General features: G+C 42.6%; 14 protein-coding genes. 8 read left to right on the top strand and 6 right to left on the bottom strand.

The genetic code is table 11. The features are described from left to right. Positions 1-72: 72 nt before the first annotated feature. The 5 genes from QWZ08_RS21090 to QWZ08_RS21110 all read left to right on the top strand — a co-directional run bounded on the left by QWZ08_RS21090 (position 73) and on the right by QWZ08_RS21110 (position 3,988). Positions 73-741, top strand: a complete 669-nt coding sequence (locus tag QWZ08_RS21090) for an alpha/beta hydrolase (protein WP_290339536.1) — start codon at positions 73-75, stop codon at positions 739-741. An 18-nt stretch (positions 742-759) separates the two neighbouring features. Next, entirely contained in the window at positions 760-1,629 is an 870-nt protein-coding gene (locus tag QWZ08_RS21095) for an alpha/beta fold hydrolase (RefSeq protein WP_290339537.1), read from the top strand. A gap of 18 nt (positions 1,630-1,647) precedes the next feature. After that, complete coding sequence (locus QWZ08_RS21100; protein ID WP_290339538.1) at positions 1,648-2,325, top strand: hypothetical protein; 678 nt, start codon at positions 1,648-1,650, stop codon at positions 2,323-2,325. Between the two features lie 136 nt (positions 2,326-2,461). After that, positions 2,462-3,334 (top strand): hypothetical protein, encoded by an 873-nt coding sequence (locus tag QWZ08_RS21105; protein ID WP_290339539.1) that lies wholly within the window; start codon positions 2,462-2,464, stop codon positions 3,332-3,334. A 405-nt stretch (positions 3,335-3,739) separates the two neighbouring features. Next, positions 3,740-3,988, top strand: coding sequence for a YtxH domain-containing protein (locus QWZ08_RS21110; protein WP_290339540.1), 249 nt, complete (start codon positions 3,740-3,742; stop codon positions 3,986-3,988). A gap of 188 nt (positions 3,989-4,176) precedes the next feature. Here QWZ08_RS21110 and QWZ08_RS21115 read toward each other — a convergent pair whose 3' ends face one another. Beyond that, a complete protein-coding gene (locus QWZ08_RS21115; RefSeq protein WP_290339541.1) occupies positions 4,177-5,226 on the bottom strand; it encodes a cytochrome D1 domain-containing protein in 1,050 nt (349 codons plus the stop codon). 239 nt (positions 5,227-5,465) lie between these two features. After that, positions 5,466-7,937 carry a glycoside hydrolase family 95 protein gene (locus QWZ08_RS21120; RefSeq protein ID WP_290339542.1) on the bottom strand — a complete coding sequence of 824 codons (2,472 nt, stop codon included), beginning with the start codon at positions 7,935-7,937 and terminating at the stop codon, positions 5,466-5,468. Positions 7,938-8,227: 290 nt separating this feature from the next. Here QWZ08_RS21120 and QWZ08_RS21125 point away from each other — a divergent pair, with 290 nt between their 5' ends. After that, positions 8,228-8,845 (top strand): class I SAM-dependent methyltransferase, encoded by a 618-nt coding sequence (locus QWZ08_RS21125; RefSeq protein WP_290339543.1) that lies wholly within the window; start codon positions 8,228-8,230, stop codon positions 8,843-8,845. A gap of 105 nt (positions 8,846-8,950) precedes the next feature. Further along, positions 8,951-9,523, top strand: coding sequence for an AAA family ATPase (locus QWZ08_RS21130; protein WP_290339544.1), 573 nt, complete (start codon positions 8,951-8,953; stop codon positions 9,521-9,523). A 223-nt stretch (positions 9,524-9,746) separates the two neighbouring features. Here QWZ08_RS21130 and QWZ08_RS21135 read toward each other — a convergent pair whose 3' ends face one another. From QWZ08_RS21135 to QWZ08_RS21145, 3 genes are all read right to left on the bottom strand, one after another. Then, the gene (locus tag QWZ08_RS21135) at positions 9,747-11,189 is read right to left on the bottom strand and encodes an AAA family ATPase (protein ID WP_290339545.1); all 1,443 of its coding nucleotides are present in this window, start codon (positions 11,187-11,189) and stop codon (positions 9,747-9,749) included. Positions 11,190-11,498: 309 nt separating this feature from the next. After that, positions 11,499-12,353: a PIG-L family deacetylase gene (locus QWZ08_RS21140; RefSeq protein ID WP_290339546.1), complete on the bottom strand. Its 855-nt coding sequence runs from the start codon at positions 12,351-12,353 to the stop codon at positions 11,499-11,501. 36 nt (positions 12,354-12,389) lie between these two features. Continuing rightward, on the bottom strand, positions 12,390-13,616 hold the full coding sequence (locus QWZ08_RS21145) for a glycosyltransferase (RefSeq protein WP_290339547.1): 1,227 nt from the start codon (positions 13,614-13,616) through the stop codon (positions 12,390-12,392). Between the two features lie 256 nt (positions 13,617-13,872). On the opposite strand from QWZ08_RS21145, the gene QWZ08_RS21150 reads away from it, so the two are divergent. Continuing rightward, positions 13,873-15,804 (top strand): MGH1-like glycoside hydrolase domain-containing protein, encoded by a 1,932-nt coding sequence (locus QWZ08_RS21150; protein ID WP_290339548.1) that lies wholly within the window; start codon positions 13,873-13,875, stop codon positions 15,802-15,804. A gap of 145 nt (positions 15,805-15,949) precedes the next feature. On the opposite strand, the gene QWZ08_RS21155 is transcribed toward QWZ08_RS21150, so the two are convergent. Then, complete coding sequence (locus QWZ08_RS21155; RefSeq protein WP_290339549.1) at positions 15,950-17,314, bottom strand: TrpB-like pyridoxal phosphate-dependent enzyme; 1,365 nt, start codon at positions 17,312-17,314, stop codon at positions 15,950-15,952. Positions 17,315-17,450: the final 136 nt, after the last annotated feature.

Consider the following 17,450-nt stretch of genomic DNA (forward strand, 5'->3'; position numbering starts at 1 on the left):
CGCTTTGATGCTGTTGCTTTTTTACTTTCATACGGACTTTAATAAGAACAATAAAGGACGAATACCATTACAATGGGAACAAACAGCAACACGCCAGAAAGCCTGGTGTTACAATATCTTGCCAGGGAGCCGAAGGTTCAATCAGCAAAGAAGAAAGCAATCATTTTATTGCATGGAGTAGGCAGCAACGAAGCTGATTTGTTCAGTCTTGCTGATCAGTTGCCGGATGATTTTTTAATTATTTGTCCCCGCGGCCAATATACTTTAGGTGCCGGAAGATATGCCTGGTACAATGTTGATTTTTCTACAGGCAAACCAATCTTCGATACCGCACAGGAAGCCTCCAGCAGGGAACTTATTAAACAATTTGTGACACAGGTAAAGCAACAATACAAGGTGGATGAAGTATTTCTTGGAGGTTTTAGTCAGGGAGCGATCATGAGTTATAGCGTTGGGTTAACAAATCCCAAAGACATTAAAGGCATCATTGCATTGAGCGGCAGATTACTAATTGAAATCAGGCCTTCCATCAAGAATGATGGGGTGCAACAATTAAACGTATTTATTGCTCATGGCGTGCAGGATAATACACTACCTGTTCAATATGCAAGAGAAGCTGAATTATATCTCGAAAATCTGGGCATTCAATCAAGCTACCACGAATACAATATGGGCCATCAGATAAACGGTGCAGTTATAAAAGATTTAAATGACTGGCTTGCTCAACAATCAACACAATAAAAAAAGAAATACTTATAAATGAAATCACTTTTTTTTATCGTTTTAAACTTTTTGTTGCTACATACGTATGGCCAACAACAGAGGCCCAAACAGCTCAGGCATTTTATGCAATCCGTTGCTTCGCCAGCCAATGCAATACAATATGGCAATAACCCCAAAACAGGGCATTACGCAACTGTAGGTGATGCAAAAATTTATTATGAAGTGTATGGCAAAGGAAAGCCATTGGTGATTTTTCACGGCGGTATATTTGGCTCCACGTACGAGATGCACCAGTTTATTGACAGCCTTTCAAAAAAATACCAGGTGATTGCAGTATCTACCCGTGGACATGGTAAATCATACCTGGGAACCGAAGCCATTACCTATGAGCAAAAAGCGAATGATGTAATGGCGGTGATCAATGCAGTAACCAAAGACAGTGTGATTGTACTGGGCTTTAGCGACGGCGGTTATGCAGGTTATAAACTGGCAAGTATGTACCCGGGCACTGTAAAAAAACTGATCGCTATTGGGGCTACTGAATTGTATCCGCGCCTTCGCAATTTTTCTTTTGATGTTCAGCAAGCCGTTGCGTTGGACAGTGTTTACTGGAAACAACAATATAACCTGATGCCCGAACCACAACGATTACAGGAAATGTTCACCAAACTGGGCAGCATGTACAACAAGCTAACGTTGGACAGTGCATTTTTTCAAACGATACAATGTCCGACGCTGGTGATGGCTGGTGACAAGGATGGAGGTAATCCTCCGCAGCGGGTTGTACATACCGCACAGATGATACCGCATAGCCTGGTGGGTGTCATTCCCAATTGTGGACATGGTGTTTTCTTAGAAAATTTTCCTGCGGTGTGGGCTTGTGTTGTACCTTTTTTAAAGCAATGATTCCGGGAAATGATTATCATGAAAAATACCTGGTTATTCATATTCTGCGGCTTCACACTCGTTGCAAACAACCTGTATGCACAATCAATCAGCCTTAGTAAGAACACCGTTGAGCCAGTGCATGTTTACCTATCGCTTGAGAAGATGAAGGGAAAAAATGTATTAAAAGTTATAAAGGATTCAAGTATAAAAGAAGTGGACGAGCCAACTTTTGTGACGATCAAGGGAATTGATTTTAAGAATGGAACGATTGAAGTAAAGGTATTGAGCAGGCTGTTAAAAAATGCACCAGACTTTGCAAGAGGCTTTATAGGTGTTGCTTTTCGTATCAACGACAGCAGTACAAAATATGAAAGTATTTATATCCGGCCCGTCAATGCAAGGGTGGATGACCAGGTGCGGCGCAATCATTCCATTCAATATTATGCTTACCCGGGTTATAAATTTTACCGCCTGAGAAAAGAAGCTCCGGAGCGCTATGAAGCCTATGCAGATATGGAAATGAACAAATGGATTACGATGCGAATTGAAGTGAAAGATGCACAGGCCAAACTATTTCTCGATAATAACAAGCAACCGTCTTTAATTGTAAACGATTTGAAACACGGCGCCGGTTTATCCGGTGCTATCGGCCTTTGGGTGGAAGTTGGAACTGAAGGTTATTTTACTGATTTGAAGATTTATCAAAAAAATTGAAATTGCAAATTCTAGTTTAAACTTCATACAAAGTGTCGACATAATACGCTATTTTCATAGCATAATACGCTTCTAAAATATCCCATCTCCCTGGTATTTCTATAATGGAGGCTTATGCATACCATAATTATTGCTAATGAGCAGAATTGCCACGATTGCATTATTACTGCTTTTTTTAAACGCGTCTGCCCAGCACCAGGAAAGAACAGTGCTTGTTTACAATGTTGCCTTTGGAGGCTTTAGTGCCGGCATAGGATCTTTAATTAACAAACCAAAAGAGGTGAACTGGAAAAAAGCTTTTGTAAGAGGATTTTGGCAGGGAAGCATTGGCGGACTAATCAATTATTCAGGCAAGAAAGTTGTATACCTGGTAAATAAAAATCAGCAGGATGTATATGCCTGGCCTGCAAAGCTACTGCATGCCGCAGGATATTCCATTATAGAAAATGCAGCAGCATACGCTCCATTTCTGCAAAACTGGACTATTGATGCCGGACTGCTCAGGTTTGATTTTTCGTCAGCGACAAAAAAAATCAAAGCAAGGTTATTACCTGAAGCATTGGTAGCAACTATTATTGCGGCGAATTACGGAAAATTTGATGCAGGCACCAGCCTGCGGACAGGAGAGATTATTTTTAAGAATAATAATCTTTTGAATTTGCCAACTCTTTCGGAAGGCACCTCCGGCGTAACATTCGGCAGAGCGATTGTGTATGCCTATGGCCCGCAAAGTGGTTACACAAAAGACAGGATACTTTCTCATGAATTAGTACACCGTTTTCAATATAACGAATACCAGGTTTTTAATACCTGGCTACAGCCTTTTTATAAAAAGACAAACTCAACAACTTTGAAAAAAATATTTTCCAGGTACGTGTATGCTGATATTCCTTTTTTATTTCTGCCATATTATACACTCTACAGGGTACGGCTGGGTCAACACTATTACCGGAATTTTTATGAGTTTGAAGCCGAAAGATTTTCAACCAATAGTTATGTACCCCGATAGTAATTTTTTATAAGAGTATTTAATACCCGGTTAGTTTTTGCCGGGCTTTCCCCGGCTTTAAGAAGGTATTGTTATTGACGCAAAACAGTGTGCATCGTTAAGGTATTTATCGTTAAATGAATAATGCCGTTGAAGATAAAAAAAGGGGCCTGGGACAAAAATCCAGCCCCGTTTTAATCCAATATCCTATGAAAAACCTGCATAAAAATAGTGACCGGATAAATGCCGGAAAATATCCGCAGTCAGCCAATTGACATCAGCTTTTTTATAACAACAAAAATCACAGCCAAAAAACGTTTTTAATTTACATTGATAACCGTCAAAACTTCGGCTGATAGCGGTCATTTTTCCAGTACGGATGCAGGTTTACCTTGTATTTATTATTCAAATTGTAAAATTAGCATCATGAAAAATTCAAAAAAAATATTGACAGCCATTGTAGCCGCAGCTGCCGCCGGACTTATCGCAGGTATTTTATTCGCACCCGATAAAGGCACAGAAACAAGAAAAAAAATAAAAAAACAAAAACAAAAATTAGCTGATGAAGTAAAAGACAAAATAAACCAGGGTAAAGAAAAGTTCGCAGGATTTAAAGGCAACGGGGAGTCGAAGATAGTTCAAAGGGCGGATGAATTTGCACAGGAGAGTATGTAAGTGTTAACAATGCATTTTGAAAGTTGATTTAGTGGCATAAGCAATACGCAGCCACCTATTGTTAATGTTGGATGCACCGCCCGAGCCAGATTTGCATACAACACTATTGTAAAAATTAAGTGTCATAAAAAGAAAGAATGCTTTCATTTTTATGACACTTTTGAAGCTATCACTTATTAATAATAATGCTACTGCTGAACCGCCCACGCTAATCCATCGGGCACACCTCCAACATCAAGCCGCCCCATTACTTCCAGCGTTTTTAGGTCGATCAACGCAATATAATTATCTGCGGAACAGGCGACAAACGCACGGTTACCCAAGGGATCCATCAAAATACCTGCGGCACCTTTACCTAGTTTTACTCGTTTTATTTCTTTCCGGGATTGCGCATCAAAAAAAGTCAGTTCGCCCGTTTGCAGACTGGAGATAAAAACCTGTTTTCCATCCGGTGTAAACTTCAGCCTGTTGGCACCATTCACCTTACCATCTACTTTCGCGGACAGTTTTTTTGCTGCCAGGTCGATGATAGAAATGCTACCGTCTTCGCTGGAGGCGGTCCATAATTCTTTACCATCGGGCGACACGTCAAAGCCTTCAGAACCTCTTGCAGTTGCAACAACAGTTTGCGTCCAGTCTTCATGTGGCTTTGCATTGGGAGGTGCCATTTTTCCGGGCTGTAACAGCGTATCAATCAAAATGCTCACCGTTCCGGAAGACACGTTGGTGGTATAAATTCGTTTGGCATCCGGGCTCACATAAATCATATGCGTTCTGTCCTGGCCTGTTCCCATACTCCAGTCGAGCTTGCCGGTGGCGGGGTCATAACGGCCGATAGATTTGGAACCTTCTGCAGTAAACCATGCTTTCCCGTTTACAAAGCTCACATCATGCGGACCGTACAATGGTCGTGTATCAATATTGAGTAAAGGTTTTTGGGCTACCAGGTCAATCACATTCAGCTCATGCAAACTGCCACCCCCATAAATGCAAACGTAAGCCGTTTTACCATCGGCGGATGCAACCACTTCATGCGGATCTTCACCAACAGGAATGCGTGCAAGAATAGTCAGCGAAGCGGGATCAACAATGGCCAGTATATGGTTGGTTTTTGATAAAGCCAGTAATGCACGTTTTGGTGTGGACTGCCCTGTGCATGAAATTGTTGCACACATTAATAACGCAAGGAAAGCAGTTATTACACGCAGCCGGTTTGCAAAGCATTTAAAATCTTCCATAACCAGAATATTTTACTTGTAATATACGATTTTTTGATTCCTGCTGCAGCGCACTACCAGGGTTTTATACCTTATGATTTTCTTACAGAAAGTAACGAATGCATTTGACAACTTATGCAAGTGCCCGTCGATTGAAGCAGTTCAATGCATGGAGGGTATTTTTTGACCGGGCCGAAGTGCTGCTATTAAGCTTCATTGGCGTCGCACACTTTTACTGTATAGCATTTGGGAGCGGCTCATTAAAGCTCAAACACGTAAGTCTTACCTGCTGTTGTAGGCAAATCATATTCGTATACCTTTTTTAAAACTGGTTCCGCAGGCGTTGCAGTGGCTGCAATAACCGGTGCCTTGATTGACAACACTTCATAAAAAGGATTTGAGTTAGTAGTATTCCTTCCTTCAACCTGATGGGCATCTTTCAATTCCAATGGTTCGTAACTCCTGATACGGCAATTGCCGCCAAGGGCAGACGTTATAGCAAGCTTTTTCAATTGTCCGTTCTGCCAGTCCATATCAACAATAAATCCACCCCTTGCTTTTAAACCGTGCATCGAACCGTTTTGCCATTGATCAGGTAAAGCAGGTAACACGTGTATCGCACCATCATGCGATTGTAATAACATTTCTGCAATACCTGCAGTGCAGCCAAAATTACCATCAATCTGGAAGGGCGGATGGGCATCAAACAGGTTGGGGTAAGTGCCGCCGCCTTCCTTATTTTCACCCGTTGGCGTAAGCTGGTTGGTAATTAATTTATAAGCATGATTGCCATCCAGCAATCTTGCCCACACATTCACTTTCCATCCCATTGACCAGCCGGTTGAAATATCGCCGCGATGAACCAGCGATGTTTTAGCAGCTTCAAATAATTTTGGACTGCGGTAAGGAGAGATTAAACTGCCAGGATACAAACCCCATAAATGAGAGATGTGGCGGTGCTTGTCATCCGGGTTATCCCAGTCGTTGAGCCACTCCTGCAACTGGTTAAATTTACCAATCTGCATCGGCGCCATACCGGCGGCTTTTGATTGCATTACTTTAATAAAGGCAGGATCAGCATGCAAGATGGTAGCGGCTTTGATGGTATTGTGAAGTAAAGAAAAAACCATTTGATTATCCATGGTTGTGCCTGCTGCAAGACTGTTGCCATCATGTGCATTTTCAGGCGAAGCAGATGGCGATATCACCAGCCAGCCCGTGTGCGGATCTTTATACAATACATCTACAAAAAACTCGCTGGCACCTTTCATGGCCGGGTAGATGGATTGTAAAAACTGCTTATCGCCGTTGAACAAATATTTTTCCCACATGTGCTGGCATACCCAGGCACCTCCCGTTGGCCAAAGTCCCCACGGCCCATCAATGGCACCCGTTGCCCTGAAGATATCCGTGTTGTGGTGCAGTACCCAGCCCCGTGCCCCATACATTATTTTAGCGGTTGATTGCCCGCTTACACTCAGGTCTTTCACCATCGAAACCAGCGGCTCGTGCATCTCTGTCAGCTGCGTTATTTCTGCCGGCCAGTAATTCATTTCCAGGTTGATATTATCAGTATACTTGCTTCCCCATGGTGGATTGGTGTGTGGGTTCCAAAGGCCCTGTAAATTAGCCGTCTGTCCGCCTGGCTGCGAACAACTGATGAGTAAATAGCGGCCAAACTGAAAATATAAACTCACCAGTTGCGGATCGTTGCCATCTTTAAATTTAGCCAGCCTTTCGTTGGTCGGCAATTCGGTTGCTTCTGTCTGACCGATATCAAAATAAACCCTTTTAAAATATTTTTGATAGGCTGTTATATGATTGCTTAATAAAGTATCAAATGTTTTCTGTTGGGCCTGTTTATCTAATTCAGCTGATTTGGCAGCAATGATCCTGGCAGCATTTACAGAGTCAGCAATCATGCTATGGTAGTTCTTAAAATTGGTAACCATCGATAAATAGATGATGGCACTGTTGGCGTTTTGTATGCTGATGCTGCTGTCTTTTGCCTGCACTGTTCCCCCGGTATTGTGCACCTGTGCATTTACTGACGTCTGTATCACGCCAGGCAAGCCACTGTGTTTCGGCGCAATTACAGCGAGGCTTAAGGTATTGTTACCAGCCATAGTCAGTTTGTGTTTTTGAGGTGTTTTTAAACTGGCCGAAAAATTAATTTTTCCGGGTTGATCTGCTGTCAGCTGAATAATAATCACCTGGTCGCTGAAAGATGCAAAGCTGGTTCTTGTATAATGAACACCGTCCACTTCATAGGTGGTGGTGGAGACTGCTTTTGCAATATCCAGTTCACGTCTTAAATTTTTGTATTGCTGGTGATCTTTGAAATCAAGGTATAAATCGCCTGCCGGCTGATAGTTTACGCCATGTACTTTTTCAGCAATAAAATTGACTGCGTACTTATCTGCTTTGCCATACTCTCCATCATTGATCATTCGCCGGATTGTAGCCAGGGCTTTTGGTCCTGCATGCTTGTTGTAATTGGTATATGGGCTACCTGACCAAAACTCATCGTGGTTTAACTGCAGGTGTTCCTGCGCAGGAATGCCATACACCATGGCGCCAACATGTCCGTTGCCAATGGGCAATGCTTCTTCCCAAACATGGGAAGGCTGATCATACCACAACTTCATGGGGTTTTTATCTGTATCCTGGCTGTAGCTATTCGTTTGAAACAGTATACAACAGAATAAAAAATACAGGAGGCTTTTTGTCATGGCTGGCTGTGTTAAATGGAGTAACTAATATAAGTTAGTCTGGCGTAAAATGGATTTTATTTTGCCTTCAGGGTATTTACTTCACCTGAAAGCATTCTATTTAGTGAACTGGTAAAATTGCCTGCAGTAGAAGCAAATCAAAGCAGCACTTTGTTACATCAATTTTAAATGTGCTGGCGAACACAACTAACAGGTTCATAAATATTTTACATTTGTGCAATTCAATAACGGCTAAACCGTTGTTAGCAACAGCAGCTTTACACCCAAAGTAAAATCAAAGAGCGTCCGCATTGAGAAAATATTTACTGTTCATACTAACTGTTGTATTAATTTCCTGCAGCGTTACCCGCTATAATCGCCAGGAAGTGTATGATAACGAAATCAGCCGCTACGGTTTGATTGATGGTGATACACTGGTGGACATTGGCTGTGAGACGGGTTTTCATGATAACCAGATCGCCTTCTATTATCCTCATATTTATTTTGTACTGGAAGATATTGACACCAGCAACCTGGCCATTATCAAAAGAAACATTGCCAGTACCGGTTTTGTAAATAATATGCAGGCAGGCTGTGAAACCATCGTTGGGGGTGTTAACAATATTCCGCTGGCATCAGGGCGATACAAAAAAATACTTTGCCGTAAAACCCTGCATGAATTTGAAAACCCCGATCAAATGATCAATGAATTTAAAAGAATATTGATACCGGGAGGTGAAGTGATTATTGCAGAGATTAACCCAAAGTATCCCGGGCAAAGATTTCATGATTGTGTGCGCCCCTTCTTAAACAGAACACAGATCATGGACCTGTTTGTTCAGCAAGGCTTCACGCTAAAATCTGCCTATTCCTTCACTTCGAAAAAAACCGATTTGCAGAACGGGAATATTATCGTGTTTGCCAAATAGTGCTTTCGGCTCTTTTTACAATTGCTCTCAGTTTGTTTGGTGACTAAAACAGCGTATTTTACTACTTCATTTTGTCAGTTAAACCATTCATTAAAACTCATCTTTATGAATAAAAAATGCTGCCTGCTGTTTTTGTCATTCGCAACCTGTGTATATTCGTCAGCACAGTCTGCCTTAAAAGTAGTGCCGGAAAGGCAAATAAAAGTTGCAGCCGCAGACAGTTTGCTTGCTGTTGAACCGGCTGTAAAAAAACAGCTGTACCCGTTTATTGGCAGGTCCAAAAAAGTTGGTGCAGCCCATTTGTTATTAACCGGAAGTGATAAAGGAATATCAGATAATACCAGCCGGTGGCTGGCGGCCAATATGCAAAAAAATATTTACCGGGTAAACCTGTCGTCGCTGGTTAGTAAATATATCGGTGAAACAGAAAAAAACCTGGATGCTGTATTCAATAAGGCAGCGCAAATGAATGTTGTTTTAGTATTTGATGAAGCCGATGCTTTATTTGGTAAACGCACCGACGTAAAAGATGCCCATGACAAATACAGCAACCAGGAAGCTGCTTACCTGTTGCGACGAATACAAACGCATACTGGTACCGTTATCATTACCTGCATTTCAAATGACTGTATAACAGAAGCTGCAAAAAGTGGATTGGTAAAAATAGGGCTGCAATAAGTTGTTGTTTGCATTTCGCCGGAAACCGAATCTGATAAACGGCTTTTTGAAATATACAAGCTGCTGATGCATTTTTGTTGTAGCTTAAAATTGAGTTGAATATTTTTTGCTGCCTTTCGCCGGGATAGTTTTGGCCGGATATAATTTTTTATATGCGGCCAAAACTCCAAAAAGCAAAGTATGTACGATTTGCATTCTGTCATTGTATATCTATGGCTTTATTTTATAACAATTTGAAAAGAGCATTCATATCTAATTGCTGCTGTACCAGCTGGTCGGCATACTCGTTATCTGTAACGCCGTAAGTCGTGATCATAGTTATAAACAGTGTTTTACGCGGCTTAATTTTTTCGGTAAATACGTCCGTTTTTTGCTTTAATACTTCTGCATATTTCTTATCAATTGTAAATGGCTTATTATAAAATTTCATTTCACAAAGATTAATAATAAGGTCTTTCCTGTCGATTATCAGGTCAATTTGTGCACCTTTTTTTTTACTTCCTTTTGCCGGAACAAACCGCCAGGCAGAGGTTTCAGCCCCCTTCCTTATTTTCAGGCCATGCATGATCTGGTCAATGTGTTTTAAACAAACTGCTTCAAAGGCAATGCCGCACCAGGTAATGTAGGAAGGCTCTTCGCTTATTTTAGCCCAGTTATCTTTACCACCCGGCTTGCGCTTATCCATAAACTTGAGGTAAAAAATAGAGAACTCATCAATAAGCCGATAGATGGCATCTTTGCTGACTTTGCCATAAGGAATGGTTTGCTGAATGAAGCCGGATTTTTCCATTTCATCCAGCACAATAGTTGCCCTTCCGCCGGAGCTTAAACCGCAGATTGTAATCAACTCCTGCCTTGTAAGCCCCTTTCCGCTGGCGCCCAGCGCCCTTACTACTTTGACGTGATTGTCCGCCAATTCAAATAGAGAACTGTATAAATTATCAAATTCCCCGGTCAGCAAACCCTGTTTGGAAAAGCAGGTTCTTTCAATTACCTGTGCGGCACTCTTGTCTTTTCCCACCGTTTTTAAATAATGCGGAATACCACCAAATACCATATAAATCTGTAAAATCTGGTAACGGTCAAGTTTACAACCGGTGCTCCTGAGGTAGGCTTCTGTTTCTGCAAGTGTAAATGGAGCAAGGGGTATTTTGGCTGTGATGCGGTTATGCAGGCCGCCCTTGTTATTGATAATATTTCTCAACATCCAGGATGCTGAAGAACCACAAACTACCACAAGCAATTGCGGCTGACGGCTGGCCCAGTTATTCCAAAAATGTTCAAAGGCAGAAAGAAAGCCGGACTTTCGTCCATCCAGCCAGGGAAATTCATCCAGGAAAACTGCCAGCTTTTTCTTTTGCAACAGGGGCGTAAGATGTGCCTGCAGGGCACTAAACGCTTCGATCCAATTGGCTGGTGGTTTTAATGCAAGTGCGGAGCCAGTGGCATTCTGAAGTACAATGCTGAATTGCTGTAACTGCTCTTTTAAGCCCGCCTGGTACATGCCTGTAAGATGAAAAATAATATGCTCCTGCAGGCAGGTCTGAATCATATAGGTTTTCCCTACTCTTCGCCTTCCATAAACGGCTAACAGGTCCGCCGTTTTTGATTTTAGTAATTCCTGCAGTATGGCTATTTCTGTTTCCCTGCCGCTAATAGTAATCATTAAACGGGTTTTTATTTATGTAAAACTATACTTTTGGCCGGATATAAAAAATTATATCCGGCCAAAACATCTTTTTTAAATGCTGTTTTGGCCACTTATAAAATTGTATATACCGCCAAAACCTATTGAGACGAAAATACCGCATTGATAAAAATTCCCCACTGGTATATTGTAAAAGTGTGCGACGCAACGATGTTTAATTGGAAAATAAATGCCCGGTTCAAAATTGTATTTAAGTAAATGTTAGTGCCATTTACCAACGGTTGAAAGAAAGCTGTGGTAATGAATTTAAAGATAAACAGCGGCGGTTTATTTGCCATCCAATGAAGCTGGCAGTGGAGCTACAATAACAGGCTCGACTGTACAGCTGCACCAGGTAGTATAGATATCCGGATTTTCCCGTAAGGTGCTGTAGCCCGAACGATCGTATACCGCTTTTTCATATCCAGCAAACATACCTGCTTTCCAGAAAGCTTCTTTTAAAGATAGATTTTTTCGTGCAGCGCCGGCATTGTAGCCCATATAAAGCGATTGATAAAATGTTGATATCGTACTGATGGATTGAATGGCAAAGCCTGTAGCTGTGTGGTCCGGATGATCAGTTGGATTGATTGCCGTATCGGGATTTAAATAGTGCACCCGTTTATTGCTGATACCATGGCTTTCAAAACTAATAATCGATTCAAGCGTGCTAAGCAATGCAGGCCAGCTCTCGTAGCGGGTGGCATGGTCAACTGTTTCAATGGCCTCCGTTTGCCCGGATGCAAATTTGGATAAACTTTGAAAACCAGTTGCTTCAAATCCCTTACCATCCAGGTTACCATCAGGTAAGCGTAAAAAGTAAGCAGTTGTTGTATTTGCTGACCAATAATGCACTGTGTAATGATTGATTTTTCTCTGGCCACCAGATTCAGAAATATCGTTGAAAGGTGCCAGGCAAAAGCGGATAGCACTTTTTAGCCCTTCCTCTCTCGCGAGCAAAAAATTTTCTCCAAAGCCGGAATCACCAGCGGTTGTAACTATGATAATAACTTTGCAGCCTGGGTCTATGATATCATTATACACATTGGGATGCATAAATAAGTGCCAGTCATCTGCATGGGCTACTATATAAAAAGAGATGCTGTCAAATTGCTGAAAAGGTTTGTGCGTATTTTTTTCCACTGTCCCGGGTTTAGGTGTAAAGTATATTACCTGCGGCTATTTGTTTTTGCCATTCAATGATCCATTGCCATTCAACGTTTCTGTCAATTGGAAATTATTTTCCGTTGACTGTAGATTGGAAGAAGTGGCGACCTGTTTCAGCAGAGCAGCTGTTTTGCGGGTATTCTCCACTACATTAAAATGATCCTCCACCCGCCGGCGGCCAGCTGTACCCATTTGCTTCAACAACTCTGGTTGCTCAAGTAAAGAGACAATCTGGTTGCCCATTGCTTCCCAGTCATTTTTTTCTACCAGCATACCGGTGTGCTCATTTTCAATTACCTCACGTACACCACCCACGGCCATGCCAACCACAGGTCGCCCGCAGGCCATGGCTTCCATCAATACAAGCGAAGTGCCATCATTGCGGGAAGAATGGACCAGCAGGTCAAGAGCGGGGTACATGTCCGCTGTATCTTCAGACCAGTCGACAAAATGCAGGCAACTTTCCATCGCCATTTGTTGACCCATTTGTACAAGGTGTTTTCGCATACTTCCGGCACCGACAATTACAAACTGAACACCGGGCAAAGTTGCATGCACATGCCAGGCAGCACGCAAAAACAGGTCAGGCCCTTTTTCGTGCTCAAGCCTGCCAACAAAACCAACCAGTGTTGCTGTTGTTGGCACACCAATCCTATTACGCAATTCTTGGCCTTGCCTGCCTGGTGCAAATACATTTATATCAACACCATTGTGAAAGAGATTCACTCTGTCTGCAGGCACACCCAGCGCCAGCGCCTGTATAAACGTTTCCTGGCAGTTGGTAACCAGGTGCGATTTTACAGCAAGCGCCACACCCAGTTCGTAAGCGGTAACATGCATGCCATGTACCGTGGCTACAACCGGTTTATTCAACAGGCTTCCGGCAATGCCAGCGAGCACGTGTGATTTGGGCATATGCGCATGCAAAATATCTACGTGGTACAAACGGGCTACTTCCATCACCATTTGAATTGAACGCCATTCAGGGTCATCTGCAATAGGTGTTATAAAAACAGCTTCCACTCCCAGCCCCCGCAACGCAGTAGTAAACCAACTTTCGTTGGGGCAAATGCAGATGATCCGGAACTTATCTGCAGGAAGATTTTTTATAAAATTGACTATGTAGTTTTCCATGCCACCCCGGGTAGAACTACCAACGATTTCAAGCACGCTGATCCGGCGATCGGGGGATGTTGATATGCTGCCGGTTTGTATGCAATTTTTTATATCCTTTTCCACGGTTGTGCAAGTGCCGCGTTTGTTAACGGCAACTTACTTTCTAATGCTTTGATGGTTACAAATTACATACCATTTGAAATAGTTTTTATGCAGATGATTTTGCGAAAGATGGATTTGTTGGCTGATGTTTAACGATATCAATTGCAAGGCAAAATGTAATACTTAAAAATCCTACCGAAAATGACGTCCAGTAAAAATCATTCACATCACTTTTTATCAACTGAATGAATACATTTGGAAAAATAAATTCAGCCGCATGGTTAGTAAGATAATTTTCAGCACAGTCATGGTTGCACTGCTTATTACCGCGACAAGCGGTTACACCCAAACTTCCAGCCGCAATATTCGTACACCGGAGTATCAACAACTGCAGGCCAAACTTTGTAAGGGATGGAACACCTGGTACAATAACAGTATGTTAACGCATACGCTGTTACCGCAGGGATTCTCCATTAATGTATCCTTCGGCACAAAGGATAACAAGGCGTTTTTGAAAGATGCGCTCAAAGCTTCCGATATTTTGAAACGCCCGGAGAAAGTTTTACCGGGACTAAGGTCGGATGATGGAAGCTATACCAGCCTGCAGTTACAGTATATGCAAATGGATATCACTGTTGAAACAGCAACAGATGGAGAGGATGAAATTATCCTGATTTCACCAGCAAGACCGTCTGAAAATTACCTGGTAATAGAAGCGGGATTATTATGGAACGGGGAAGGTGAAACAGGCATGAAGGGAAATCAACTGACAGGTAAATTCCCCGGCAAAACTATTACAGTAAGCGCAACAACTGATCCTGTAAGCAATGCGTATAGTTTTACAACTGCGCCGCACCTGAGTTTTTTGCTCCACGGCGAAACAGGCATTTATACAGGGAAAACCAGGACACTTTCGAACATTAAAGGCATCATTGCCAGTCATCGCGAAGCACAACAAAAAAAAGTGAATGGTTACGGTGAGTTGGCCGAGTCGTTCCAGGCCATGCAAAACATCCTGGCGTGGAATACCATTTATGATGCACCCCAACACCGGACCATCACACCCGTTAGCAGGTTATGGAACCAGCAATGGGGCGGGTTTGTATTATTTGAATGGGATACTTATTTTGCCAGCTACATGTTTTCTTTATACAACAAGGACCTGGCCTATGCCAATGCAATTGAAATGACGAAGGCCATTACCCCGGAAGGACTGGTACCCAATTTTCAATCGGTCAGCGGCTACCAGGCAGCCAGCGGTGATAGCTCACTATTGCGTACTTCATCGTGGGACAGATCTGAGCCACCTGTTGGCAGTATGATTGTGTTGAACATCTACAAAAAATACAAGGAGACATGGTTCCTGAATGAAGTGTATGATGAGTTGCTTACCTGGAACAGGTGGTGGAACAATAACCGGGCTGTTAAAGGATACCTTGCCTGGGGCAGTTACTATAAAAATGATACTGCCCACGCACAAACGGAAAGTTACTGGCAGAGCGCTGCATACGAATCCGGCCTGGATAATTCACCGATGTATGATGGTGTGCCTTTCAATACAACCAAGCACCTGCTTGAATTGGCAGATGTAGGCCTGATGAGTTTATACATCGCCGATTGCAATGCCCTGATGGAAATTGCTACCGTGTTGGGTAAGAACGTTGAAGCTGCGGAATTAAAAAAACGGTCAGCTTTTTATACCAAACAGCTTGCTACGCTGTGGGATGAAAAGGCCGGCATATTTTTAAATAAAAGGCTGGATAATGGTGATAAAAGTGAGCGCTTGTCACCCACAAATTTTTACCCGATGCTCGCCAAAGCCTGTACACCGAAACAGGCGGAGCGGATGATTAAAGAGCACTATTATAACCCGGAAGAATTCTATGGTGAATACGTGATGCCATCGATAGCCCGCAATGACAGTGCTTTTAAAGACAACAGCTACTGGCGGGGGAGAATATGGGCACCGATGAATTTCCTGGTATATCTTGGAATGCAACAGTATGATGTTAAAAATGCAAGGGCTGACCTGATCAACAAATCTAAAAACCTGCTGCTGAAAAACTGGAAAGAGAATGGTGGCGTATTTGAAAACTACAATGCAGTTACCGGCAAAGGCGATGATGTGTACAATGCCGATGGCTTTTATCACTGGGGTGCATTGCTGGGTTTTATGGAGTTTATTGAAAGAGGATATATGAAGCAGTAAGCTGACAGATTCATTTTTTACTAAGAAAATTTACTTATCAGCTTAGGCTCTGGGAACGAAGATGCTATATGAGACGTCCCTATATAAAAAAGGGTTTCAAACATCGACGCTTGAAACCCTGTGTAATTTTATCCAAGCCGGTTATCTAAGCCGGTTGCAATGCTTCTATTTCCGGCAGGCTTGCTTTCAGTTCTTCATCCGTAAAAAAGTGGTCGCTTAATTTACCTTCAAAATAATCTGCATAGGCCTGCATGTCAACAAAACCATGACCGCACAAATTGAATAAGATGGTTTTCGAAACGCCTTCTTTTTTGGCCTGCTCTGCTTCACGGATTACCTGTGCAATACCATGCGTAGCTTCGGGTGCAGGTATGATACCCTCAGCACGGGCGAATTTCACACCGGCATCAAAACATTCCAGCTGCTGCAATGCCTGTGCTTCTATCAAACCGTCACGCAATAACTGGCTGCACAACACACTTGCACCATGATAACGTAAACCACCGGCATGGATGCTGGCCGGCCTGAAGTTATGGCCAAGCGTATACATTGGCAGCAAAGGCGTGTAACCGGCAGTATCACCAAAATCGTATTTAAAAACGCCCTTGGTTAACTTAGGGCAACTGGCAGGCTCCACAGCAATGAACCTTGTTTTTTTACCATCGAGTATATTGTTTTTAAGAAATGGAAAAGATATGCCGGCGAAGTTGCTTCCGCCACCGAGTGGTGCGATTACAATGTCCGGGTAATCGCCTGCATATTCCAGTTGTTTGATACATTCTTGCCCGATGATGGTCTGGTGCATTAACACATGGTTCAATACCGAGCCTAAAGAATACTTGGTATGTTCATCACTCACTGCACGTTCGATGGCTTCTGAAATAGCGATGCCCAAACTTCCTGAAGACGCAGGATCCTGTGCCAGAATGTTTCTGCCTGCCTGTGTATGATCGCTTGGCGATGCAAAAACTTCCGCACCAAATGTGTTCATCATAAACTTGCGGTAGGGCTTTTGATCGTAGCTGATACGCACCATATACACTTCGCATCCCAGGCCAAATTGCTGACAGGCAAAACTCAATGCAGTACCCCATTGGCCTGCTCCTGTTTCTGTGGTAAGCCGTTTAACACCCGCCTTCATATTATAGTAAGCCTGTGGTACAGCCGTATTGGGCTTGTGCGATCCGCTGGGGCTCGTGCCTTCGTATTTATAATAAATTTTAGCAGGTGTGTCCAATAATTTTTCAAGACCGTAAGCCCGCATCATCGGTGTTGGACGCCATATTTTATATATTTCCTGCACCTGGTCGGGTATTTCAATGTAGCGCTCGGTACTCACTTCCTGCATGATCAGGTCCATCGGAAAAATGGGTGCCAGATCATCAGGTCCAACAGGTTGTTTGGTGCCGGGATGCAGTGGTGGTAAAGGTTTGTTGGGCATATCTGCAACGATATTGTACCAGTGGGTAGGCATCTCAGACTCATTCAGCAAAATTTTCTTTTGTGGCATGATTTGTTTGTTTAAGTATTTTATTAACTGTGAAAATCGGGATTGAAAAGGTAGCAATTAATAGAGTACAGCAAATCAATTAACAGAAAATTATTTAAGTGCAGCCAGAAATTCCCGTTCTTTCAACAAATCTTAT

Source organism: Ferruginibacter paludis (assembly GCF_030409685.1).
GTDB classification, from domain to species: Bacteria; Bacteroidota; Bacteroidia; order Chitinophagales; family Chitinophagaceae; genus Ferruginibacter; species Ferruginibacter paludis.

Bases quoted from the DNA above. Each gene is read 5' to 3' on its own strand.
- QWZ08_RS21120 (WP_290339542.1), bottom strand. From the start codon at position 7,937: ATGACAAAAAGCCTCCTGTATTTTTTATTCTGTTGTATACTGTTTCAA.
- QWZ08_RS21150 (WP_290339548.1), top strand. From the start codon at position 13,873: ATGGTTAGTAAGATAATTTTCAGCACAGTCATGGTTGCACTGCTTATT.
- QWZ08_RS21110 (WP_290339540.1), top strand. From the start codon at position 3,740: ATGAAAAATTCAAAAAAAATATTGACAGCCATTGTAGCCGCAGCTGCC.
- QWZ08_RS21100 (WP_290339538.1), top strand. From the start codon at position 1,648: ATGAAAAATACCTGGTTATTCATATTCTGCGGCTTCACACTCGTTGCA.
- QWZ08_RS21130 (WP_290339544.1), top strand. From the start codon at position 8,951: ATGAATAAAAAATGCTGCCTGCTGTTTTTGTCATTCGCAACCTGTGTA.
- QWZ08_RS21155 (WP_290339549.1), bottom strand. From the start codon at position 17,314: ATGCCACAAAAGAAAATTTTGCTGAATGAGTCTGAGATGCCTACCCAC.
- QWZ08_RS21095 (WP_290339537.1), top strand. From the start codon at position 760: ATGAAATCACTTTTTTTTATCGTTTTAAACTTTTTGTTGCTACATACG.
- QWZ08_RS21105 (WP_290339539.1), top strand. From the start codon at position 2,462: ATGAGCAGAATTGCCACGATTGCATTATTACTGCTTTTTTTAAACGCG.
- QWZ08_RS21135 (WP_290339545.1), bottom strand. From the start codon at position 11,189: ATGATTACTATTAGCGGCAGGGAAACAGAAATAGCCATACTGCAGGAA.
- QWZ08_RS21115 (WP_290339541.1), bottom strand. From the start codon at position 5,226: ATGGAAGATTTTAAATGCTTTGCAAACCGGCTGCGTGTAATAACTGCT.
- QWZ08_RS21090 (WP_290339536.1), top strand. From the start codon at position 73: ATGGGAACAAACAGCAACACGCCAGAAAGCCTGGTGTTACAATATCTT.